This window comes from Amycolatopsis sp. NPDC050768, from assembly GCF_040654155.1.
Classification (GTDB): Bacteria; Actinomycetota; Actinomycetes; order Mycobacteriales; family Pseudonocardiaceae; genus Amycolatopsis.
In genome coordinates, this window is sequence record NZ_JBFAHL010000024.1 from 38,820 (window position 1) to 60,448 (window position 21,629).

General features: G+C 70.4%; 23 protein-coding genes. 18 read left to right on the forward strand and 5 right to left on the reverse strand.

The features are described 5' to 3' along the window. Nucleotides 1-5: 5 nt before the first annotated feature. The 7 genes from AB0H62_RS44440 to AB0H62_RS44470 all read left to right on the forward strand — a co-directional run bounded on the left by AB0H62_RS44440 (nt 6) and on the right by AB0H62_RS44470 (nt 7,027). The gene (locus AB0H62_RS44440; protein WP_360592281.1) at nt 6-884 is read left to right on the forward strand and encodes a ribonuclease HII; all 879 of its coding nucleotides are present in this window, start codon (nt 6-8) and stop codon (nt 882-884) included. Then, complete coding sequence (locus tag AB0H62_RS44445) at nt 881-1,204, forward strand: DUF2469 domain-containing protein (RefSeq protein ID WP_003096226.1); 324 nt, start codon at nt 881-883, stop codon at nt 1,202-1,204. The genes AB0H62_RS44440 and AB0H62_RS44445 overlap by 4 nt, the downstream gene beginning before the upstream one ends. Nucleotides 1,205-1,454: 250 nt before the next feature. Beyond that, nucleotides 1,455-1,835 carry a YraN family protein gene (locus tag AB0H62_RS44450; protein ID WP_220237805.1) on the forward strand — a complete coding sequence of 127 codons (381 nt, stop codon included), beginning with the start codon at nt 1,455-1,457 and terminating at the stop codon, nt 1,833-1,835. Then, a complete protein-coding gene (locus AB0H62_RS44455) occupies nt 1,835-3,346 on the forward strand; it encodes a YifB family Mg chelatase-like AAA ATPase (RefSeq protein ID WP_360592282.1) in 1,512 nt (503 codons plus the stop codon). Before AB0H62_RS44450 ends, AB0H62_RS44455 begins: the two co-directional genes overlap by 1 nt. 142 nt (nt 3,347-3,488) lie before the next feature. Next, complete coding sequence (gene dprA, locus AB0H62_RS44460) at nt 3,489-4,670, forward strand: DNA-processing protein DprA (RefSeq protein ID WP_220237807.1); 1,182 nt, start codon at nt 3,489-3,491, stop codon at nt 4,668-4,670. A gap of 385 nt (nt 4,671-5,055) precedes the next feature. Next, the gene (locus tag AB0H62_RS44465) at nt 5,056-6,069 is read left to right on the forward strand and encodes a tyrosine recombinase XerC (protein WP_220247462.1); all 1,014 of its coding nucleotides are present in this window, start codon (nt 5,056-5,058) and stop codon (nt 6,067-6,069) included. Nucleotides 6,070-6,178: 109 nt separating this feature from the next. After that, a complete protein-coding gene (locus AB0H62_RS44470) occupies nt 6,179-7,027 on the forward strand; it encodes a FliA/WhiG family RNA polymerase sigma factor (RefSeq protein WP_220237808.1) in 849 nt (282 codons plus the stop codon). Between the two features lie 12 nt (nt 7,028-7,039). Here AB0H62_RS44470 and AB0H62_RS44475 read toward each other — a convergent pair whose 3' ends face one another. Then, complete coding sequence (locus AB0H62_RS44475; RefSeq protein ID WP_220237809.1) at nt 7,040-7,612, reverse strand: M23 family metallopeptidase; 573 nt, start codon at nt 7,610-7,612, stop codon at nt 7,040-7,042. A 681-nt stretch (nt 7,613-8,293) separates the two neighbouring features. Between AB0H62_RS44475 and rpsB the strand changes: the two genes are divergently transcribed. The 6 genes from rpsB (at nt 8,294) to AB0H62_RS44505 (ending at nt 13,997) form a co-directional block, all read left to right on the forward strand. Further along, the gene (rpsB, locus tag AB0H62_RS44480) at nt 8,294-9,202 is read left to right on the forward strand and encodes a 30S ribosomal protein S2 (protein WP_220237810.1); all 909 of its coding nucleotides are present in this window, start codon (nt 8,294-8,296) and stop codon (nt 9,200-9,202) included. 82 nt (nt 9,203-9,284) lie between these two features. Continuing rightward, the gene (gene tsf, locus AB0H62_RS44485; RefSeq protein WP_220237811.1) at nt 9,285-10,100 is read left to right on the forward strand and encodes a translation elongation factor Ts; all 816 of its coding nucleotides are present in this window, start codon (nt 9,285-9,287) and stop codon (nt 10,098-10,100) included. A 133-nt stretch (nt 10,101-10,233) separates the two neighbouring features. Continuing rightward, a complete protein-coding gene (gene pyrH / locus AB0H62_RS44490) occupies nt 10,234-10,977 on the forward strand; it encodes a UMP kinase (RefSeq protein WP_220237812.1) in 744 nt (247 codons plus the stop codon). 49 nt (nt 10,978-11,026) lie between these two features. After that, entirely contained in the window at nt 11,027-11,584 is a 558-nt protein-coding gene (gene frr, locus AB0H62_RS44495) for a ribosome recycling factor (RefSeq protein ID WP_285969478.1), read from the forward strand. After that, nucleotides 11,584-12,519 (forward strand): phosphatidate cytidylyltransferase, encoded by a 936-nt coding sequence (locus AB0H62_RS44500; RefSeq protein WP_220237814.1) that lies wholly within the window; start codon nt 11,584-11,586, stop codon nt 12,517-12,519. Before frr ends, AB0H62_RS44500 begins: the two co-directional genes overlap by 1 nt. 116 nt (nt 12,520-12,635) lie before the next feature. After that, nucleotides 12,636-13,997: a DHA2 family efflux MFS transporter permease subunit gene (locus AB0H62_RS44505; protein WP_360592283.1), complete on the forward strand. Its 1,362-nt coding sequence runs from the start codon at nt 12,636-12,638 to the stop codon at nt 13,995-13,997. A 3-nt stretch (nt 13,998-14,000) separates the two neighbouring features. On the opposite strand, the gene AB0H62_RS44510 is transcribed toward AB0H62_RS44505, so the two are convergent. Further along, nucleotides 14,001-14,843: a VOC family protein gene (locus AB0H62_RS44510; RefSeq protein WP_220237816.1), complete on the reverse strand. Its 843-nt coding sequence runs from the start codon at nt 14,841-14,843 to the stop codon at nt 14,001-14,003. A gap of 108 nt (nt 14,844-14,951) precedes the next feature. Here AB0H62_RS44510 and AB0H62_RS44515 point away from each other — a divergent pair, with 108 nt between their 5' ends. Beyond that, nucleotides 14,952-15,782 carry a class I SAM-dependent methyltransferase gene (locus AB0H62_RS44515; RefSeq protein ID WP_220237817.1) on the forward strand — a complete coding sequence of 277 codons (831 nt, stop codon included), beginning with the start codon at nt 14,952-14,954 and terminating at the stop codon, nt 15,780-15,782. On the opposite strand, the gene AB0H62_RS44520 is transcribed toward AB0H62_RS44515, so the two are convergent. Continuing rightward, nucleotides 15,725-16,372, reverse strand: a complete 648-nt coding sequence (locus AB0H62_RS44520) for a PadR family transcriptional regulator (RefSeq protein WP_360592284.1) — start codon at nt 16,370-16,372, stop codon at nt 15,725-15,727. The genes AB0H62_RS44515 and AB0H62_RS44520 overlap by 58 nt on opposite strands. Before the next feature lie 306 nt (nt 16,373-16,678). Between AB0H62_RS44520 and AB0H62_RS44525 the strand changes: the two genes are divergently transcribed. Beyond that, nucleotides 16,679-18,331 (forward strand): glutamate--tRNA ligase family protein, encoded by a 1,653-nt coding sequence (locus AB0H62_RS44525; RefSeq protein ID WP_360592285.1) that lies wholly within the window; start codon nt 16,679-16,681, stop codon nt 18,329-18,331. Between the two features lie 43 nt (nt 18,332-18,374). Here the strand turns inward: AB0H62_RS44525 and AB0H62_RS44530 are convergent, their stop codons facing one another. Continuing rightward, nucleotides 18,375-18,542 (reverse strand): helix-turn-helix domain-containing protein, encoded by a 168-nt coding sequence (locus tag AB0H62_RS44530; protein ID WP_360592286.1) that lies wholly within the window; start codon nt 18,540-18,542, stop codon nt 18,375-18,377. Between AB0H62_RS44530 and AB0H62_RS44535 the strand changes: the two genes are divergently transcribed. The 3 genes from AB0H62_RS44535 (at nt 18,537) to AB0H62_RS44545 (ending at nt 20,140) form a co-directional block, all read left to right on the forward strand. Next, nucleotides 18,537-18,665 carry a hypothetical protein gene (locus tag AB0H62_RS44535; RefSeq protein WP_360592287.1) on the forward strand — a complete coding sequence of 43 codons (129 nt, stop codon included), beginning with the start codon at nt 18,537-18,539 and terminating at the stop codon, nt 18,663-18,665. The two genes, AB0H62_RS44530 and AB0H62_RS44535, sit on opposite strands and share 6 nt — an antisense overlap. 65 nt (nt 18,666-18,730) lie before the next feature. Further along, nucleotides 18,731-19,837: a 23S rRNA (adenine(2503)-C(2))-methyltransferase RlmN gene (gene rlmN, locus AB0H62_RS44540; protein WP_266118346.1), complete on the forward strand. Its 1,107-nt coding sequence runs from the start codon at nt 18,731-18,733 to the stop codon at nt 19,835-19,837. Between the two features lie 30 nt (nt 19,838-19,867). Next, nucleotides 19,868-20,140, forward strand: a complete 273-nt coding sequence (locus AB0H62_RS44545; protein WP_360592288.1) for a hypothetical protein — start codon at nt 19,868-19,870, stop codon at nt 20,138-20,140. Between the two features lie 13 nt (nt 20,141-20,153). Here AB0H62_RS44545 and AB0H62_RS44550 read toward each other — a convergent pair whose 3' ends face one another. Then, nucleotides 20,154-21,380, reverse strand: coding sequence for a glycosyltransferase family 39 protein (locus AB0H62_RS44550; RefSeq protein ID WP_360592289.1), 1,227 nt, complete (start codon nt 21,378-21,380; stop codon nt 20,154-20,156). Between the last annotated feature and the right edge of the window lie 249 nt (nt 21,381-21,629).

Consider the following 21,629-nt stretch of genomic DNA (forward strand, 5'->3'; position numbering starts at 1 on the left):
TGGCAGTGACCGTTCCCGCTCCCCGAACCCCGGCCGAACCCCTGCGGCCGCCGCGCGCCGTCGTGCGCGGCGAGCTGTTCTGGGGTCTGCAGGGTGCTCTCGAACGCCGTGGCCTGGGCCCCGTCGCCGGCGTGGACGAGGCCGGCGCTGGCGCGTGCGCGGGCCCGCTGGTGGTGGCCTCCTGCGTGCTGCGCCCCGGCGACGGCGCGCGGCTGCCGGAGCTCACCGACTCGAAGCTGCTCACCGCGAAGGCCCGTGACCGCGTCTACGACCTGGTCCTCAAGCGCGCCCTCGACTACGCGGTGATCGTGATCCCGTCCGAACAGGTCGACCTGTTTGGCATCCGGGTGATGAACCTGGAGGGGATGCGGCGCGCGGTCGCCGCTCTGCGCGACCACCCGGGGTATGTGCTCACCGACGGTTTCCCGGTGCCGGGCATCCCGGCGCCCAACGTCGCGGTCATCAAGGGCGACCGCAGCGTGGCCAGCATCGCCGCCGCGTCGGTGCTCGCGAAGGTGACGCGTGACCGCATCATGGCCGGCCTGCACGGCGAGCTGCCGCACTACGGCTTCGACGTGCACAAGGGCTACAGCACCGCCGACCACCTGCGGGCTCTCACCGAGCACGGCCCGAGCCCCGCGCACCGCTGGTCCTACACGAATGTGGCCACCGCGGCCCTCGCACACGGACTCACCCCACCGCATCCGGTCGTGCTCACCTACGCTGCTCTGGAGAACGCGGCTTCGGAAGCCGCCGCGGAGGAGAATGGTTCTCGGGAAAACCCGAGCGCGCCGGTCCGTGCCCTGGCCCGCTCGGTGGGTAAGAATGAACGCTCCGCCGCCGGAGCAGCAAGACGAACGCGAGGAGGGGCGCGGATTTCATGAGCGCAGAGGATCTCGAGAAGTACGAGACCGAGATGGAGCTCTCGCTGTACCGCGAGTACCGCGACATCGTCGGCCAGTTCTCGTACGTGGTGGAGACCGAGCGGCGGTTCTACCTGGCCAACGCAGTCGACGTACAGGTACGCGACGGCGGCGGCGAGGTGTACTTCGAGGTCCGCATGTCGGACGCGTGGGTCTGGGACATGTACCGCCCGGCCCGCTTCGTGAAGCACGTCCGCGTCATCACGTTCAAGGATGTCAACGTGGAGGAACTCGACAAACCCGACCTGCGCCTCCCTGAGGACGGCCCCTTCTCGGGCTGAGGTCCCTCTCGGTTTCACCGGCCACCCGGGTTCGCCCGGGTGGCCGTTTTGCGTTCCCGGCGCTAGCACCGGGCACCGACATTTTCACGCCACCTGCCGTCAGGCTTGCCACGGTTATCCACAACCCCCCAGTTGTCCACAGCCCGGCTTTTCGATGGTGGCGCCTTCCCTCGTCACTCTGCGACGGTTGATCGCACACGCATCGTGACAGCCGGCAAAGGCCCGGCGACGGCGCGGCCGAGGGGGAGCGATGAACGACGGCCCGGACCCGGGCGCCCAGTGGCGCCGCGCGTTCGGCCGCTGGGGCGAAGACCTGGCGGCCCGGCACCTGCAGAACGCGGGCCTGGTGGTGCTCAGCCGCAACTGGCTCTGCCGCGAAGGCGAACTCGACCTCGTACTGGCCGACGGCGACAAGGTCGTCTTCTGCGAGGTCAAAACCCGCGCCACCAACGCCTACGGCTCCCCCGCGGAATCCGTGACGGCCGAAAAGATCACCCGCGTCCACCGCGCCGCCCAACGCTGGCTGCGCGCCCACCGCGTCGGCTGGTGCCGCACCCGCTACGACGTCGTGACCGTCTTCGCCCCCGCCGGGGCCCACCCACAGGTCCACCACATCGCGGGAGCCTTCTGATGCCCATCGCGAAGGCTTGGTCGGTAGCACTGCTGGGAATCGAAGGCCGGGTGATCGAGATCGAGGCCGACCTGGGCGGCGGGCTCAGCCGGGTGACCCTGGTCGGACTGCCCGATGCCGGGCTGCGTGAGGCGAAGGATCGTGTGCGCTCGGCCATCCGCAACTCGGGCCAGCCCTGGCCCGACGGCAAAGTCACACTCGGGTTGTCGCCCGCGAACTTGCCGAAGGTGGGCTCTGGCTACGACTTGGGGATAGCCGCCGCGGTGCTTGCTGCCAGCGGCGCTGTACCAGCCACAAAGCTCTTGCGCACGATTCTGTTGGGCGAGCTGGCGCTCGACGGTCGGATCCGCCCAGTCCGCGGTGTCCTGCCCGGACTGCTGGCTGCGCGGGCAGCGGGGTACGAGCGCGCTGTCGTCCCGATGGAGTCGCTCTACGAAGCTGCGCTCGTCGACGACCTCGAGATCGCCGGTGCGTCGCGCCTATCTGACCTCGTCGCCTGGCTTAAGGGTGAGGGCGAACTCGAGTCGAGCCCCGAAGCGGTGGCGGCAGAAGCGGCCCCTGTACCGGACCTTGCCGATGTGGTCGGCCAACCAGAGGCCCGTTGGGCGCTGGAAGTCGCCGCGGCGGGTGGGCATCAACTGTTGCTGACCGGTCCTCCGGGTGTCGGCAAGACCATGCTCGCCAAGCGAATGCCGGGTCTGTTGCCGCCATTATCCAAGGAGGAATCACTGCAGGTCACAGCCATCCACTCCATCGACGGCTCCCTGTCGAAGGCTTCGCCGCTGGTGACCGTCCCGCCGTTCGTGGCACCGCACCACTCGATCACCGTTGCGGCACTGGTAGGTGGTGGCAGCGGGATCGCGAGCCCCGGCGCGATCAGCCGTGCTCACCGAGGAGTTCTTTTCCTCGACGAGGTATGTGAGTTCGGCGCACAGCGTTTGGATTCTCTACGCACCGTCCTCGAAGAAGGCGAGGTCCGCATCGCCCGCACGAGGGGCTCCGTCCGCTACCCGGCCCGCTTCCAGCTCATCCTGGCCACCAACCCGTGCCCCTGCGCGCCGCCGCGTGAGACCGACTGCATCTGCTCGCCGATCGTCCGCCGCCGTTACCTCGGGCGGATCTCAGGGCCGCTGCTGGACCGCGTCGACCTCCGCGTGCGCCTGCGTCCGCTGACCGCCATCTCCGCTCACCAGTCCGCGGAGCCCGAATCGTCCGAGGCGGTCCGCGCCCGCGTCCTGGCCGCCCGCGACCGTGCGGCCCACCGCTGGCGCACGCACGGCTGGCGCGCCAACTCCGACGTCCCCGGCCCCGCCCTCCGCCGCGAGTTCGTGTTGCCGTCGCCCACCACCGCCCTGCTCGACCGCGCCCTCGACCGCGGCCTCCTCACGGCCCGCGGTGCCGACCGTTGCCTTCGCATCGCCTGGACGCTCGCCGACCTGTCCGCCACGCCCCACCCGACCCCCGACCACGTCGCCGCCGCGCTCGACTTCCGAGAAAGGACCGCCGCATGACCCGCCCCCGAAAGGAATCCGCCGTGAAACGCCACCTGCGTCTCGTTCCGAATCCCCACAACCCGCCCGAACGCGATCGCGCCCGCGTCCGCGCCATTCTCGTGCCGCGCCCGCTGTCGCTCGTGAGACTGAGAGGTGCGGCATGACGGCCCTGCCCACCGAACAGCCGGTCGCCACCGCCACCGATGAAGAACGCCTCGCCCGCGCCTACCTGCTGCGCGTCGCCGAGCCGCCGGCGCCGGCGTTGGTCGCGTTCGTGGGGGAGCGCGGCCCGGTCGAGGCCGCGGCCCGCGTCCGCAGCGGCGATTGTCCCGACAAGGTCCGTCGCGAAACCGCGGCCCGACGCGATGTCGACCTGGCCGAGCAAGATCTGGAGACGGCCGCGAAAACCCGAGCCCGTCTGGTCGTGCCCGAGGACCACGAGTGGCCGGCGTGGCCGTTGCTCTCGCTGGCGGTCGCGAGCGGCCGCGGAGTCGAGAACGTCGCCGCCCCGCTCGCCCTCTGGGTCCGCGGCGGCGCGAACCTCGCGAAGGCAGCCGACCGCGCGGTCGCCGTCGTCGGAGCGCGCCTCGCGACGAACTACGGAGAACACAACTCCGCCGAGTTCGGCCACGGCCTTGCGACCCGCGACGTCCCGGTCTTCTCCGGCGCGGCCCTCGGCATCGACGGCGCCGCCCACCGCGGTGCCCTCGGCGCAGGGGGCGTCACGGTCGCGGTGTTGGGCTGCGCCGTCGACATCGGCTACCCGGCCGGCCACGTCGACCTGCTGAGGCGCATAGCCGACAACGGCGGCGCCGTCGTCAGCGAGTACGCCCCCGGCACCCCTCCCGCGCGCCACCGCTTCCTCGTCCGCAATCGCCTCATCGCCGGTCTCACCGACGGCACCGTCGTCATCGAAGCCGGCATTCGCAGCGGCGCGCGCAACACCGCCACCACCGCGGGTGCCCTCGGCAAAGTCGTGATGGCACTGCCGGGCCCCGTCCAGTCCGGCAACTCCGCCGGCTGCCACGCCCTCATCCGCGACTGCAAGGCCACCCTCGTCACCTCCGTCGACGAGGTCGTCGACACCGTCGGCCGGTTCGGCCCCGCCGCCGAACCGGAAAACCCCCGGCCGCGCCGCCCCACCGACGTCCTCGCCCCCGAAGCCCTCCGCGTCTACGAAGCACTCGTACCCCGCGCCGGCCGCTCGGCCGATCAGGTCGCCACCGAATCGGGCGTCCCGGTCGACCGTGTGCGCGCCCTGTTGCCCGAGCTGGAAATCGACGGCTTCGCCGTCCGCGGCGACACCGGGTGGCGCCGCATCGTCCGCGCGGCACCAAAGTGAACGGCGCTTGTCGTCGCGCTCGGCCGCACGGAGGGCGGTTACGGGTGGCCACGGATCGATCTGCAGCGAACGGCACCGAATTTCGTAGGTGGCCCCTGACCGCTCGCCGCCGGATGGCGCCGGACGCCGCCGCGCTTGGCCGCACGCCCGCACGGTATCCGCGCAGGTCCGCAGGACCGTGATCGGCGCCGGACAGGCTGTTCGGTCGCGTGGTGCGGCACCCGCCGGCGCCCCACCACCCGCTCGCACCTCGGTGAACGGCGACGACCGTGGCGCTCGGCCGGATGGCGCACAACCCACGTGGCCCCGGAATGTGCATGCGGCACAGAGGAAAACGGCGTGGCGATGCTTGACCTCGGGCGGTGGTTCGCGCAGCGTGATCGCCATGTCGTCAGCGAGCGCCCGCCGGGACGCGGTCCCGCGTGTCTCGGGGCACCGGAAAGGCGCGCAGCGGCCGGATCTGCGGGCGGTGCGCGAGGGGTTGCCCGGGCCGGAGCGCGCGGTGGTGGCCGAGTACGAACGGCATCTGACGCTGGAGCGCGGGCTGTCGCCGCACACGGTGCGGGCGTATGTGGGCGACGTGGTGTCGTTGCTGGGGTTCCTGACCGCGGCGGAGGACGACAGCCGCGGGCTCGCCGATCTCGACATCGGGCTGCTGCGCGCGTGGCTTGCCGGGCAGCGGTCCGACGGGGCGGGTCGAACGACCTTGGCGCGGCGGGCGGCGGCGGCGCGGACGTTCACCGCGTGGGCACACAGGCAGGGCGGGCTGAAGGCGGACCCGGGCGGCCGGCTCGCGGCGCCGCGGGCGCACCGGACATTGCCGGGCGTGCTGCGGGCCGATCAGGCGGACGAGCTGATGCAGGCGGCCGCGATGGGAGCCGAGCAGCGGGATCCGGTTGCACTGCGTGACCGTGCGCTCGTCGAACTGCTGTACGCGAGTGGCATCCGGGTGTCTGAGTTGTGTGGTCTGGACGTCGGCGCGGTCGATTTCGGGCGGCGTGTCGTCTCGGTGATCGGGAAAGGGGACAAGGAACGGACGGTGCCGTTCGGCGTTCCGGCGGCCGAAGCACTCACCGCGTGGCTCGACGCGGGGCGCCCGGAACTGGCCGGCCCGAAGTCGGAACAGGCCCTCTTCCTGGGGGTTCGCGGCAGCCGGCTCGATCCGCGCGCGGCGCGGCGCGTGGTGCACGAGGCAGTGGCCGCGGTACCCGGAGCACTGGACATGGGGCCACACGGACTACGTCACTCGGCCGCTACCCATCTGCTGGAAGGAGGTGCCGATCTCAGGAGCGTTCAGGAACTGCTCGGTCACGCTACGCTTGCCACGACCCAGCTCTACACTCACGTGACCGTCGATCGGCTGAAGGCGATCCATGACCGAGCACACCCACGGGCCTGACGAGGCCGGTGGCGGCTCGGCCGGAAAACCCGGGGCCGAACCACCGGCGCACGCGCATCCGCACGAGCACGGAGACCATACTGAGCCGCATGCCGAGAACGACCGTGCAATGACCTCCACGCCGCAAGTCACGGACGCCGGGGTGAGCACTGCCGGAGGCGAGGGCGCCGTCAGCGAGGACGGGCGCCCCGGTCATGACGTCGACGCGGGCATCCAAGCTTTGTGGCAGCAGTTCGCCGACAAGCCGGACCAGATGTCGCGCGACCGGCTGGTGCTGCACTACGCGCCCCTGGTGAAGTACGTCGCCGGCCGCGTGGGCACGGGCCTGCCGACGCACGTCGACGTGGGCGATCTCGTGCAGTCCGGCATCTTCGGCCTCGTCGACGCGATCGAGAAGTTCGAGCCCGCGCGCGGGCTGCGGTTCGAGACCTACGCGATGCAGCGCATCCGAGGCGCGATCCTCGACGATCTGCGCTCCCAGGACTGGGTGCCCCGCGCCGTGCGCAGCAAGGCGAAGGAGGCCGAGCGCGCCCTCGAGCGCCTCGGCGCGCGCCTGCACCGCACCCCCACCGACGCCGAGCTGGCCACCGAGCTCAACATCGGCCTCGACGACCTGCGCGACTTCTACGGCCAGCTCCAGCTCACCAGCGTCGTCGCGCTGGAGGACCTCGTCGCGGCCGGCAAGGACAGCGGCTCGCTCGTCGACACGATCCCCGACGACGGCGCCGTCGACCCCGTCGCCGTCCTCGTCGACCAGGACAACCGCCGCCAGCTCGCGGAGGCCATCGCCCAGCTGACCGAGCGCGACAAGATCGTGGTCAGCCTCTACTACTTCGAAAGCCTCACGCTCGCCGAGATCGGCAAGGTCCTGGGCGTCACGGAGTCCCGCGTGAGCCAGCTCCACACCCGCGCCGTGATGCGGCTGCGCGCGAAGCTCACGGAGCAGCCGAGCACCTGAGCGCGCGCCCGGTCAGTGCGGGTCGGCCCAGGGTTTCAGGCGGACTCGGCCCGGCGTGCCGACGAGGGCCAGCGGATCGACGTACTCCTCTCCTTTGCGGGCGCCCCAGTGCAGGCACGTGGCGGTGGGACAGCCGGGGTGCCCGGCGGCCACGGTCCCCAGCGGCTGGCCGCGGTACACCTGGTCTCCGGTGGCCACGGCCGGGGTGAGCGGCAGGTAGGTCGTGTGGAGGCCACCGTCGTGGTCCACCGCGACGACGCCGTGGCCCCCGACCTCGCCCGCGAAGATCACGACGCCCATGTCGGCCGCGAGAACCTGTTGTCCCGCAGCGGCTTCCAGATCGACGCCGCGGTGGCCGGGCCCGTAGACCGTGGCGGGTGGTTCGAAGAACCGGGTGACTTTCGGCCGGGGCGTGAGCGGCCAGGCCAACCGTCCCGCTTGCGCGCCGACATTCGGCGAAGGTGGGACGTCCGCGAGTGCCCGTCCGGCCCACGCGCCGGGCAACACGGTGAGCAGCACCAGCGCGGCGGCCATCACGTACCGGGTCCGCGCCACGGCCCGGCGCAGCACCTCGAGCCAGCGCATCCACAACCGTGGGGCAGGGCGCCGATGTCGTCCCCGCTGAGGAGACTGCTCAGGTGGAGCGGATCGGGAGACCCAAGGCATCCGCAGAGCACCCAGCGCAACCGAAGACCGCTGGCCGCCTGAAGCGGCCAGAACACCCGGAGCGTCGAACGCAGCAGAAGCGCCAACGCCCGAAGCACGCAGAACACGCACCGGCCGCAAACCGCCACGCCCCAGTGCAAAGCCTGGCCGCGGCATCAAGGAACGCATCGAGGAACACGAGGTCGTCGTCACGGGTTCGATCATGAGGCACCCCCTGACCGGCACCCTGCCAACAAGGCGAGTTGTCCACAGGTGGCCCGAGTTGTGGACAACTCCGCCGGGCGGGAGCGCTGCCGGTGGGGGCGCCCCTGGTGGCAGGGGGTAGAATCTTTCCCGCAGCCCACTCGCTGGGCTGACTTCGCGTGCTCGTGCGCGCAGCCCCGGCCGGTTCCGCTTGAAACACCAGCGGAGGTCCGGACGGAGGAGTCGCACGGCGCCCGGCGGTCCCTGGGGTTCTCGGAAGTGAGAACCGCGGGGTCCGGATGCCGGCACGAGCACCAGGGCGAGCGGTCACCCGGCCGCGAGCGACAAACCGAACGAGCACGTCCGCGGGCGCGAACCGCGGGGGTGCGCGACTACAGAGAAGGTGTGATTCCGGCAATGGCCGTCGTCACCATGAAGCAGCTGCTCGACAGCGGCGTGCACTTCGGGCACCAGACGCGTCGGTGGAACCCGAAGATGAAGCGCTACATCTTCACCGAGCGCAATGGCATCTACATCATCGACCTGCAGCAGACGCTGACGTACATCGACCGTGCGTTCGAGTTCATCAAGGAAACCGTCGCGCACGGCGGCACGATCATGTTCGTCGGCACGAAGAAGCAGGCTCAGGAAGCCATCGCCAACGAGGCCGCGCGCGTGGGCATGCCCTACGTGAACCAGCGCTGGCTCGGCGGCATGCTGACCAACTTCCAGACCGTGCACAAGCGCCTCCTGCGCCTCAAGGAGCTCGAGGCTCAGGAGCAGACCGGCGGCTTCGCGGGTCTCACCAAGCGCGAGATCCTCACGCTCACCCGTGAGAAGGACAAGCTCGAGAAGACCCTCGGCGGTATCCGCGACATGGCCAAGGTGCCGAGCGCGGTGTGGATCGTCGACACGAAGAAGGAGCACATCGCCGTCGGCGAGGCTCGCAAGCTGAACATCCCGGTCGTCGCGATCCTCGACACCAACTGCGACCCGGACGAGGTCGACTACCCGATCCCGGGCAACGACGACGCGATCCGCTCGGCCGCGCTGCTCACCAAGGTGGTGGCCGAGGCCGCCGCCGCCGGGCTGATGGCCCGTTCGAGCCGAGGTGGCGCGTCGGCCGACGCGAAGCCGGAGCCGGGCGTGGCGTCGGACGAGCCGCTGGCCGAGTGGGAGAAGGAGCTGCTCGCCGGCTCGGAGACCGCTGCCGCGGACGCCACCGAGGCGGCTGCCGCGACGGAGGCGGCCACCGAGGCCGCTACCGAGGCCGCCACCGAGGCGACCCCCGAAGCCGTGACCGAGCAGGCCCCGGCCAACTCCTGATCCACCGTGTCCGGGCGGCCCGCGCAGGGCCGCCCGGGCGCTGATCACCTCACACGTACCTGAAACGGACGGATTCAACACGATGGCGAACTACACCGCCGCTGACGTGAAGCGCCTGCGCGAGATGACCGGCGCCGGCATGATGGACTGCAAGAGGGCCCTCGAAGAGAACGAAGGCGACTTCGAGAAGGCTGTCGAGTTCCTGCGCATCAAGGGTGCCAAGGACGTCGGCAAGCGCGCCGAGCGCGCCACCGCCGAGGGCCTCGTCACCGGCGAAGGCGGCGTGCTCATCGAGCTCGACTCCGAGACCGACTTCGTCGCCAAGAACGACGACTTCCAGCAGCTCGCCGCGAAGATCGTCGAGGTCGCGAAGACCCTCAAGACCAGCGATGTCGAGGCCCTCAAGGCCGCCGACCTCGACGGCAAGCCCGTGATCGAAACCGTGCAGGAGCTCTCGGCCCGCATCGGCGAGAAGCTCGAGCTGCGCCGCGTGGTCGCGTTCGAGGGCAAGACCGCCACCTACCTGCACCGCCGCGGCTCGGACCTGCCGCCGGCCGTGGGCGTGCTCGTCGAGTTCACCGGTGACGACGCCGACGCCGCCCGCGGTGCCGCCATGCAGGTCGCCGCGCTGCGCGCGAAGTACCTGACCCGCGAGGAGGTGCCGGCCGAGATCGTCGAGAACGAGCGCCGCATCGCCGAGCAGACCGCCCGCGAAGAGGGCAAGCCGGAGCAGGCCCTCACGAAGATCATCGAGGGCAAGGTCACCGCGTACTACAAGGACAACGTGCTGCTCGACCAGCCGTCGGTCAAGGACAACAAGAAGACCGTGAAGGCTCTGCTCGACGAGGCCGGCGTGACCGTGACCCGGTTCGCCCGGTTCGAGGTCGGCCAGGCCTGAGCGAGGTACTGGGTCTAAGTTCTGCGACTGTGCCCCGTCTCCGCGGTGCGGGGACGGGGCACAGTCGGGTCCGGCCGAGGATGCTCCCTCACGAAGGGGTCCGCGGCGAGTGAACACGGGAGGCGACACACAAATGGGTGACCGGGTCGACGGTGGCTACCGAAGGGTGCTGCTGAAACTGGGCGGCGAGATGTTCGGTGGCGGCTCGATCGGGGTCGACCCCGACGTCGTCCACTCCGTTGCGCGCCAGATTGCCGCGGTCGCGCGCACCGGCGTGCAGGTGGCGGTGGTGATCGGCGGGGGTAACTATTTCCGCGGCGCGGAGCTGTCCCAGCGAGGGATGGACCGTGACCGCGCCGACTACATGGCCATGCTGGGCACCGTGATGAACTGCCTGGCCCTGCAGGACTTCCTGGAGAAGGAAGGCCTGCCCACGCGCGTGCAGACCGCCATCACGATGGGCCAGGTCGCCGAGCCGTACATCCCGCGCCGCGCCGAGCGGCACCTGGAGAAGGGCCGCGTGGTCATCTTCGGCGCCGGGGTCGGCATGCCGTACTTCTCCACCGACACCGCCGCCGCGCAGCGCGCGCTGGAGCTCGGCTGCGAAGCCGTGCTCATGGCCAAGGCCGTGGACGGTGTCTACACCGCCGACCCGAAGACCGACCCGAGCGCCACGATGTTCCACGAGATCAGCCACCGCGAGGTGCTCGAGCGCGGCCTCAAGGTCGCCGACGCCACCGCGTTCAGCCTCTGCATGGACAACAACATGCCGATCATCGTCTTCAACCTGCTCACCGAGGGGAACATCGCCCGTGCGGTGAGTGGTGAGAGGATTGGGACGCTGGTCAACACCCCCGCCGACGGGGCGTCGGCCTAGACCTGCTGGGATCAGCACAGGTTCGACAATCACAACACCGGGAGTAGCCGTGATCGACGAGACCCTCCTCGACGCCGAGGAGAAGATGGAAAAAGCGGTGTCCGTCGCGAAGGACGACCTGACGTCGGTGCGGACCGGCCGGGCCACCCCGTCGATGTTCTCGCGCATCGTCGTCGAGTACTACGGCGCGATGACCCCGCTCAACCAGCTGGCGAGTGTCAACGTGCCCGAGGCGCGCATGGCGCTGATCAAGCCCTACGACCAGACGCAGCTCGGTGCCATCGAGAAGGCCATCCGCGAGTCCGACCTCGGCGTGAACCCGAGCAACGACGGCAACGTGATCCGCATCGTCATCCCGCAGCTCACCGAAGAGCGGCGCAAGGAGATGGTGAAGGTCGCGAAGAGCAAGGGCGAGGACGCCCGCGTCTCGATCCGCAGCATCCGCCGCAAGTCGAAGGAAGAGCTCGACCGGATCGCCAAGGACGGCGAAGCGGGTGAGGACGAGGTCGCGCGCGCCGAGAAGGAGCTGCAGAACCTCACCGACACCTATGTGCACCAGGTCGACGAGCTGGTGAAGCACAAGGAAGCCGAGCTGCTCGAGGTCTGATGAGCCAGGTGAGCGAGGAACGAGAAGAGCGGGTGGAGCACACCCCGCAGCCAGAGCCGGCTGACAAGCCCGAACCGGGTGGACAGCCGGAACCCGCTGCGCAGCCGGAGCCGGCCAAGAAGGACTCCCGGGCCGGGCGAAACCTGCCCGCGGCCATCGGCGTGGGTGTGCTGCTCGGCGCGGCCATCATCGTTTCCCTGCTCACCGTCCGCTTCATTTTCATCGGGGTCATCGCGATCGCGATCGGGGTCGGCACCTTCGAGTTCGCCGGCGTGCTCAAGCGCGTCGCGAACATCAAGGTCGCGATGATCCCCGTGCTCGTCGGCGGCCAGGCGATGATCTGGCTGGCCTGGCCGTTCGGCCGCGCGGGCGCGCTCACGGCGTTCGTCATCACGGTGCTCGCCTGCCTGCTCTGGCGGCTGCCCGGCGGCGCCGACGGCTACCTGCGCGACATCTCGGCGTCGGTGTTCGCGAGCGCGTACCTGCCGCTGTTCGGCGCGTTCGCCGCGATGCTCGTGCCGCCCGAGGACGGTGTCGGCCGGGTCCTCACGTTCCTCATCGCCGTGGTCGCCTCCGACACCGGCGGCTACATCGCCGGCGTGCTCGGCGGCAAGCACCCGATGGCACCGACGATCAGCCCGAAGAAGTCCTGGGAGGGCTTCGCCGGGTCGATGGTCGCCGGCATCGTCGCCGGCATCCTCACGATCAGCCTCATGCTCCACGGCCACACCTGGCAGGGCGCGGTCTTCGGCGCGGCCATCGTGCTCACCGCGACGCTCGGCGACCTCGTCGAGTCGCTGATCAAGCGCGACCTCGGCATCAAGGACATGGGCACGCTCCTGCCGGGCCACGGCGGCATCATGGACCGCCTCGACTCGCTGCTGCCCTCGGCCGTCGTCTCCTGGTTGCTGCTGTCGGCGTTCGTCCCCGCGTGACGCGCCTGACCCGCCTGATCGACCCGACCCGCGGACCTGCGCTGGGAGCTTCGGCCTCCCAGGGGTAGCGAACGGTTCGTGGACCACCGAAGCGTCGGCGCGTTTCACTCGAGGTCATGACCGCCTCGACCCCAGCTTCGACCCGCGAACGTTCCCCGGCCCGGCTCGCGCTCGCCGCCGTGTGCCTCGGGTTCGTGATGATCACGCTCGACGCGACCATCGTGAACCTCGCGCTGCCCGCCATCGGCGCCGAGTTCGGCCAACGGTCGACGGCCGCGCTGCAGTGGGTGGTCGACTCCTACACCGTCGCGCTCGCTGCGTTCCTGCTGGCGTGGGGCGAGGCGGGGGACCGGTGGGGCTCGCGGCGCGTCTTCGAGATCGGCGTCGCGGTGTTCGTCCTCGCCTCGATCGCTTGTGCCGCAGCGGATTCCCTGCCGTGGCTCGTCGCCGCCCGCGCGGTGCAGGGGGCCGGCGCGGCGGCGCTGCTGCCGTCGTCGCTGGCGTTGATCGTGCACCAGTTCCCCGAGGTCGGCGCCCGGGCCCGCGCGTTGGGCGTGTGGGGCGGCATGAGTGGCGTCGGGCTCGCGGCGGGGCCGATGCTCGGCGGCCTCGCGGTCGGGCTGGCCGACTGGCGGCTCGTCTTCGCGGTGAACGTCCCCGTCGGGTTGATCGCGATCGCGCTGACCCGCCGGTACGTCACCGAAACCACGCCGCGCCGGCAAACCCGCATCGACGGCGTCGGGCAGGTCCTCGGCACGGCCGCGCTGGCGTGCGTGGTCGCCGGGCTCATCGAGGCCGGCCACGCGGGCTGGGCGGACGCGACCACGCTGGTCCTCGTCGGTGCCGGCGTCGTGGCCGGGATCGCGTTCGTGGTCGCGGAAAAGGCGATCGCCGCGCCCGTGCTGCCCTTGGGCGTGCTGCGCGTACGGGCCTTCGCCGTGGCGACGGCGATCGGCGGCCTGTTCAACTTCTGCCTCTACGGCACACTGTTCTGCCTCGCCCTGTTCCTGCAACGCGTGTGGCACCTGAGCGCGCTCGTCGCCGGGCTCGCCCTCGTGCCGCTCACACTCGCGGTGGGGCTCAACGCGTTCGTCAGCGGCCGGCTCACGCACCGGTTCGGCTCACGCCCGCCGATCGTCGTCGGCAGCCTCACGGCACTGGTCGGCGCGGCGGGGATGGCGGTGCTGCAGGACGAGCGCTCGCCGGTGCTGCTGGTGGTGTTCTCGTTGGTCTTCGGGTTCTGCTCGCTCGCGATGCCCGCGATGACGTCGCTGGCCATGAACGCGTTGCCCGGCAAGGCAGGCATCGCCGCGGGCGTGCTCAACGCGGCGCGCCAGACCGGTGGCGCGGTGGGTGTCGCGCTCGTCGGCGGGCTGCTGCCGGGCACGGCGATGTGGATCGTCGCCGGGGGTTACGCCGCGATCGCGGCGCTGACGGGGTTGCTAAGGCTCGGTCGTCGTAAGGCTCAGTCGTCGTGAAGATCAGTCGTCGTAAGGGTCGTCGACCTCGGCGCGGCCGACGTCGTCGAGCGTGCGCGAGTGGTCGATCACCGCGAACACCGCGCCGTCCGGGTCGGCGAGGATCGCCATGCGGCCGAAGGGCGTGTCGTAGGGCTGGATCACCACGTCCCCGCCGAGCATCAGCGCCTGCCCCGCCGTCGCGTCGCAGCCGCGCGCCGGGTCGACCTCGAAGTAGACGAGCCAGTGCGGGGGAGTGTCGCGGCTGTACTCCGGGCCCATCACGTAGCGGTAGAGCACGGGCGTGTGCTCGATGAGGTATTCCGCGTAGTCGACGCTCTCGCCGTCGCCGATCTGGTGGCTCGCGTAGTTGAAGAGCTTGGTGTAGAAGTGATCGGCCGCCGGGCCGTCGTGCGCGTTGAGGTCGGCGCCGCTGAAGGTGTTGGGGATGCCGGTCATGAACCGCCAGTCCTGCGGCGCCTCCCAGAAGACCACGGGTGCGCCCGCCGCGTCGATCGCGTGCAGGATGTTGCCGCGATCGGGGATCGCGACGGGTCCCAGCGTCACCTGGCCGCCGAGGTGCTCCACCCACTCGGCCGCACTCGCGGTGTGCGGCACGGAGACGTGCAGCGTCCAGCCGGGCTCGCTCTGCGCCCCGGCTTGGTAGAGACCGCCCGTCGGCTCGCCGGCGAGCGACGAGATCCAGTAGCGGCCGGTGGGCGCCGCGGGGTCGCGGCGCACGTCGTACTGCCAGCCGAACAAGCCCGTGTAGAACTGTTGCGACACCGCTTCGTCGCGGCAGGCGACCTCGATCCAGCACGGGAGGCCGGCCGGAATCGGACTTGAACTGGCCGAACCGACGGTCATCGCGGCCTCCTCACGGTGAGTGCGAAAGTCTATGCGGTGCCGGTGATTTTTTCGCCATGAGCCCCGGAACCCGGAACCGGGCCGCGGCCGCCGACGTTGGAGGAGTTCGTGCGTCTCTTCTCCCGCTCCTCGCGCCTGTCCCGCGCGACGGAGGTCTTGCCGAGCCCCAACATCTGGTACTACCAGCAGGCTTACGAGGTGGAGAACCGCGCGCAGGACGTCGACGGCGAGATCTGGCGCGTCCTGTGCGAGGAGTGCGACTGGACCGGCCGCGACGTTCTCGACCTCGGTTGTGGTGACGGATTCCACTTGCCGCGCTTCGCCCGCGACGCGCGCTCGGTGCTCGGCGTCGAGCCGTACGCACCGCTGGCGCGCGACGCGGCGAAGCGCGTGCGGGAACTGCCGAACGTGTCAGTGCGCGAAGGCCGCGCGCAGCGGTTGCCGGTCGACGACGCGAGCGTCGACGTGGTCCACGCGCGCACGGCGTACTTCTTCGGCCCCGGCTGCGAGCCGGGGCTGCGTGAAGCGGAACGCGTGCTGCGGCCCGGCGGGTCGATCCTGATCGTGGACCTCGACGCGACGAGCGAGCCCTACGGCGGCTGGCTTCGGGCGGACATCCCGCACTACGACCCCGTAGAGATCGAGAAGTTTTTCGAAGGCGAGGGCTTCAGCCTCCGGCGCGTGGCGACGCGCTGGTTGTTCGCCGACCACGCCGCCATGGAGTCAGTGCTGAAGATCGAGTTCAGCGCGCAGGTCGCCGCGCGGGCCGTGGCCGACGTGCACAAACGCACGGTCAGCACGGCCGACGGGGCCGGGGTGACGCTGCCGGTGGGCTACCGCGTGCACACGCGGGTCAAGCCCACCGGCCTCGTCCTGCCGGGTCACTCGGCTTCTTCCGGCGACTCGTCGGTTTCCTCGACCTCGCCGAGGATCGAGTAGACCGAGCGCCGGGCCTCGTTGAGCACGTCGACCACCCGAGCCTGCTGGCTCGGGCTGCCGGCGCGCATCACCTGCACGACCGCCGCCGCGAGCGTGGCGCCTGCCTTGCGAAGGTCGACCTCGACGGGGTCGACGTCCTCGGCGAAGTGCTCCCACGGCGGGGCGCCGGTCTGCTGCTCCGCGGCCGCGCGGCCCTCGTCGGTGAGCTCGAACAGCTTCTTGCCGTTCTCGTCCTTGCTCACGACCAGGCCTTCGTCGGCCAGCATCTGCAGCGTCGGGTAGATCGAGCCGGGGCTGGGCTTCCAGAAGCCGCCACTGCGCTCGCCGATCTCGCGGATGATCTCGTAGCCGTGCCGCGGCTGCTCCGCGAGCAGGGTCAGGATCGCCGCGCGGACGTCACCGCGCCGGCCGCGACGCGGGCCGCCGTGGCCTCGCCGTCCGCCGGGACCGTGGCCACGCCGGCCGCGACCCATCGGGCCGCCGGGGCCGAATCCGAAGTCGCCGAACTCGCGGCCGAAGGGGCCGAAAGCGGGACGGCCGTGTTCTCCGTGTTGGTGCGCGCCTCGCGCACCGGGGTGAGGGTGCCTCATGTCGATGTTCCTTTGCTGTGTTGTTTGCCCCGCCTCCGGCAGGGCGTGCGAGATCGCCTTGGCGCCGGCGTCTCGATCAGGCGGTCGGAACGGCCGGGGGCCGAGCGCACCGCCTGATCGAGACGCCGGCGCGATCTCGCTGATCGGTTGCGACTGGTTCACGATATATCGGAAACGGTCGCGATGCAACCTAACGACTGTCGGGGACCTGCGCGAGGCGCGTTTGCGGTGGTCGGAGATACTCGAAGGAGTAGGAAGACGCCCCGTAACGACAGACCTGAGACGACCTGGGAGACCCGACCCCCCATGCTGGACCGAGTGGTCATCGACGCCTTGTTCCCCGCGGACCTGCCCGAGCCGGAGCACTGGGAGCAGCGCTACCCGGCGCGGCAGCTGCCCGACGGTGCGAAGGTGACCCGGTTCGGCCCGTCGCCCACCGGGTTCGTGCACATCGGCGGCATTTACGTGGCCACGATCGACCAGGACGTCGCCCGCCGCTCCGGCGGCCGCTACCTGGTGCGCGTCGAGGACACCGACCAGTCGCGCGAGGTCGAGGGCGCGCTGGAGCAGTTCGAGCGCGGCTTCACCTACTTCGGCCTGCAGGCCGACGAAGACACGTTGCGCGGCGGCGACTACGGCCCGTACCAGCAGTCGGGCCGCGAGCAGATCTACCTGACCTTCGTGCGGCAGCTGCTGCGCGAAGGCCGCGCGTACATCGACTTCGCGACGAAGGACGAGCTCGCGTCCATCACCGCGCGCCAGCAGGCCACGAAGCTGCCCACCGGCTACTACGGCTCCTGGGCGATCTGGCGCGACGCCGACCCGGCCGACGTGCAGGCGAAGCTCGACGCCGGCGAGCCGTGGGTAGTGCGCTTCCGCGCGCCCGACGACACCGGCGTGCGCGTGCGCTTCACCGACGCCATCCGCGGCACGATCGAGGCCGAGGCCAACCGCAACGACGTGGTGATCCTCAAGAGCTCCGACCAGAGCCCCCGGCTGCCGACCTACCACTTCGCGCACGCCGTGGACGACCACCTCATGCGCGTGAACCTCGTCATCCGCGGCGACGAGTGGATCTCGTCCGTGCCGGTGCACCAGCAGCTGTTCGACGCGCTCGGCTTCGAGCCGATCACCTACGCGCACATCGCCCCGCTGATGAAGCAGGAGGGCGGCAGCAAGCGCAAGCTGTCCAAGCGCAAGGACCCCGAGGCGTCGGTCGACTTCTACATCGAGGCCGGCTACCCGGTCGAGGCCGTCCTGTACTACCTGCGCGGGCTGGCCAACGGCCGCCTCGCTGAGCTGCCGCTGGCCCAGGCGCTGGACGAGCCGGTCAACCTCGACGAGATGGGCGTCGCGGGACCGCTCGTGGACCTCGTGAAGCTCGACGACATCTCCGCCGACCACATCGCCACGATGTCCGGCGCGGAGATCCTCGCCGCCGTGCGCACGTGGGCGCAGCGCTTCGACCCGGAGCTGCTGTCGGTGCTCGAGTCGTCGGAGGAGCTGGCGCTGCGCGCGCTGGCCGTCGAGCGCGAAGGCGCCGAGAACCCGCGCAAGGACCTCAAGAAGTGGAGCGAGTTCCGCGCGGTCTACGGGTTCTTCTTCCCGCAGCTGCACGCGCCCGTGACCGGCCCGGACGACGAGCGCATCGCCGCACTGGGCGTGGCGCCGGACGTCGTGCGCGCGGTGGCGTCGGACTTCGTCGCGAACTACACACAGCTCGACGACGGCCAGGAGTGGTTCCAGCAGATCCGCGACGTCGCGGCGAAGCACGGTTTCGCCAAGAACGCCAAGGAACTCAAGAAGAACCCCGACGCGTTCCCGGGCTCGATCCGCGAGGCCTCGCAGATCATCCGCATCGCGATCACCGGCTCAACCCGCAGCCCGGACCTGCACTCGATCACGCAGGCGCTGGGCCGCCACGAGACCCTGCGGCGGTTCGAAGCCCTGACGGCGTGAGCCGCGACCGTCCTCCGGTGCAGGTCCGCCGGAGGACGGTGCGTCACTCCTGTTCGGGCGCGGTGGCGTCCGGCCTTCGTTGCAGTTCCGGGTGGCCGGTGAACACCGCCACCTGCAGCTCCGCGACGAGGCGCTGCGTGGGAATCTCGACATCGACCCCGAACGCGTCCCGGATCCGGGTCAGCCGGTACTTCAACGTGTTGCGGTGCACGTACAGAGTGCGGGCCGCCGCGGTGAGGTCCCCGCCCGCTTCCGGTGCACGGGCTACCAGTTCATCGTCGACGCCGTCCGCGAGGCGGCCGCGGTGCTGCGGGCGGGCCCGTCCGGCTGGTGACCGGCAGCACATGGTCGGGGGAGTCCTGACGGCGTGTCCGGTGGACGTGGAATACTGGATCGGTTATGACTGCCCTCCCCCTTGTTTTCGATGCGCCCAAGCGCGGCCTGCCGCCGCGCCACCTCGCCGACCTCACCTCCGCCGAGCGGGCGGAGGCTGTGGTGGAGCTGGGGGAGAAGGCCTTCCGCGCGAAGCAGCTGTCGAACCACTACTTCTCGCGCCTGACCGTCGACCCGGCCGACATGACGGACATCCCCGCGGCCTCGCGCGAGCGGCTCGTCGCCGACCTCATGCCGTCGCTGCTCACCGAGGTCCGCGCCCTGACCGCCGACGCCGGCGCGACCCGCAAGACCCTGTGGCGCGCCCACGACGGCACGCTGCTCGAGAGCGTGCTCATGCGCTACCCCGACCGCGCGACGCTGTGCATCTCCAGCCAGGCCGGCTGCGGCATGGCGTGCCCCTTCTGCGCCACCGGCCAGGGCGGCCTCGACCGCAACCTCTCGACGGCCGAGATCGTCGACCAGGTCCGCTCCGCCGCCGCCGTCATGCGCGACGGCGCCATGCCCGGCGGCCCCGGCCGGTTGTCGAACATCGTGTTCATGGGCATGGGTGAGCCGCTCGCGAACTACAAGCGGGTGGTGGCCGCGGTGCGGCGGATCACGGAGCCTGCGCCGTCGGGTTTGGGGATCGGGCAGCGTTCGGTGACGGTGTCGACGGTGGGTTTGGCACCGGCGATCCGGAAGCTGGCGGACGAGAAGATGCAGGTGCGGTTGGCGGTGTCGCTGCACACGCCGGATGACGAGCTGCGGGACACGTTGGTGCCGGTGAACAATCGCTGGTCGGTGGACGAGGTCTTGTCGGCCGCTCGGTATTACGCGGACACGAGCGGTCGGCGGGTGTCGATCGAGTACGCGCTCATTCGGGACATCAACGACCAGCCGTGGCGGGCGGAGTTGCTGGCTAAGCGGCTGCGGAAGCACTTGGGTCAGTTGGTGCATGTGAACGTGATTCCGTTGAACCCGACGCCGGGTTCGAAGTGGGATGCGTCGCCGAAGCCGGTGGAGCGGGAGTTCGTGCGGCTGGTCAACGCGGGGGGCGTAGCCTGCACGGTGCGTGACACTCGTGGTCAGGACATTGCTGCCGCGTGTGGCCAGTTGGCTGCCGAAGGCTGAGTTTTTCGTTTCAGTGATGGAGAATCTGTTGTGATCTCAACCCCGTGTCTGCTGGACCCGGCTGCCGAAGAACTGAAGCTGCGCGACATCACCGGCGGGGTGGCGGTTGCTCGCGCGGCCCGCACGTTGCTGGGTGAGCGGTTCGATTCGGAGAGTTTCATGTACGTGCTGATGCGCGCGTACTCCGTGGACTTCCACGCCGCCCGCGTCGCTTCGCGCTGGCACGAGTTCGAGAACGGCCCGCAGGCGTTGTCGGATGCGGATCTGGAAGTGCTGCTGGCGCCCTGGGTCGCGACCAGCTGAAGGCTCAGCCGGGTCAGGAATGGCGCAGCTGCGGCCACAGCGTTTCCCACGATTGCCTTGGTGTGTTGCACAGCCAGATCGGCACGCCCTCGTTGAGCCCGGCGAAACCGTGGTCACCGTCGGCCGGGGTTGCCGACACCCGCAGGCAGTGTGTGGGCAACTCGGCCGGGTCGGTGCCGACGAACAGGATCGCCTGCGCGGCGTCCCAGGGTTCGCCGAAGTAGGAGAAGCCGCGGTGGGGGCTGTGTGCGGGAGGCAGCCCGCGGCCCGCGCCGAACCAGTTCAGCGCGCTCGCCTGCCAGTAGTGGTCGGTGACGATCGTCGTCGCGGGTGGCAGGTGGTGGTAGGCGGTGGACACCGCGTCGGTGAAGCCGCTCCAGCCTTGTTCGGCCCGGACTTCGAGGGTGGCCGCCGTGGCCCAGGCCGGTGACGAAGGTCCGCCGGAGAGCAGGCTGGTCGCCAGGACGACGGCGCCGGAGAACGCGGAAACGCCCAACGCGATCCGTCGCCACCACCGTGATCCCGCCGCGGTACTGATGCGGGCCGCGGCTGCGGCCCGGCAGACCGGGAACAGGCCCGCGCAGTTGCCGCCGGCGAACTCGCCGGTCTCCTGCGCGACGACGGGGATGAGCGTCAGCTGCGGGAAGCCGTGAAACCCTTGCCAGATCAGGTAAGGCAACGCACCGGCCACGGCGAGCGCGGGCAGTTTCCCCAGCCCGGCCCACGGCACGCTCCGCCGGCGGGTTGCCAGCAGCACGGCGACGCAGCACGCCCAGAACACGGCGATCAGCGGTTTGACCGTGAACGCCACCCCGGCGAGAAGTCCCATGCCCCACCAGAGGCGGTCGGAGCCGGTCCGGGCCCAGCGCACCAGCAGCAACGTCGTGGCGATCCACAGCGGGATGTCGAACGTCTGGGTCAGCAGCAGCGATCCGGTGTCGAGCACCCGGGGCGAAGCGGCGTACGCGGCCGCCGCGGCGGTTTGCGCCCAGCGGCCGCCGCCGAACTCCCGCGCGAGCAGCGCGGTGAGCACGACGCCGACGACCGTGGCGAGGACCGCCGGAATCCGCAAGGTCAACGGCGAACCTTCGCCGAGCCACGCCAGGAACGGCACGAGGGCGCCCTGGTCCGCGTAGCCCCAGGACAGGTGCTGGGCCGCGGACAGGAAGTAGAGCTCGTCGCCGTGGTAGTCCTGCAGCCAGGCCTCGACCAGCAGGGCGAGGGCGGTGCACGGCGCCACGACCGAGATCGCCGGCCACGCGAAGGGCCCAGCGGCCGGCCGGCGAGCGACCCTGCTGACGGGAAGACGAGGTTCCAGGGGGCTGCGGATGATCACCATAAGGTCACTGCATATACAGAGTATACTTCGAGTGTATAGATGGAGTCATGGCAGGTCAGGGCGTTAATGGGGGTATCCAGTGATCACGCGCCGGCACGACGGGAAAGTTGCTACCGGGCCTTTGACCCCAGCTTCTCCGAGGGCGAGCGG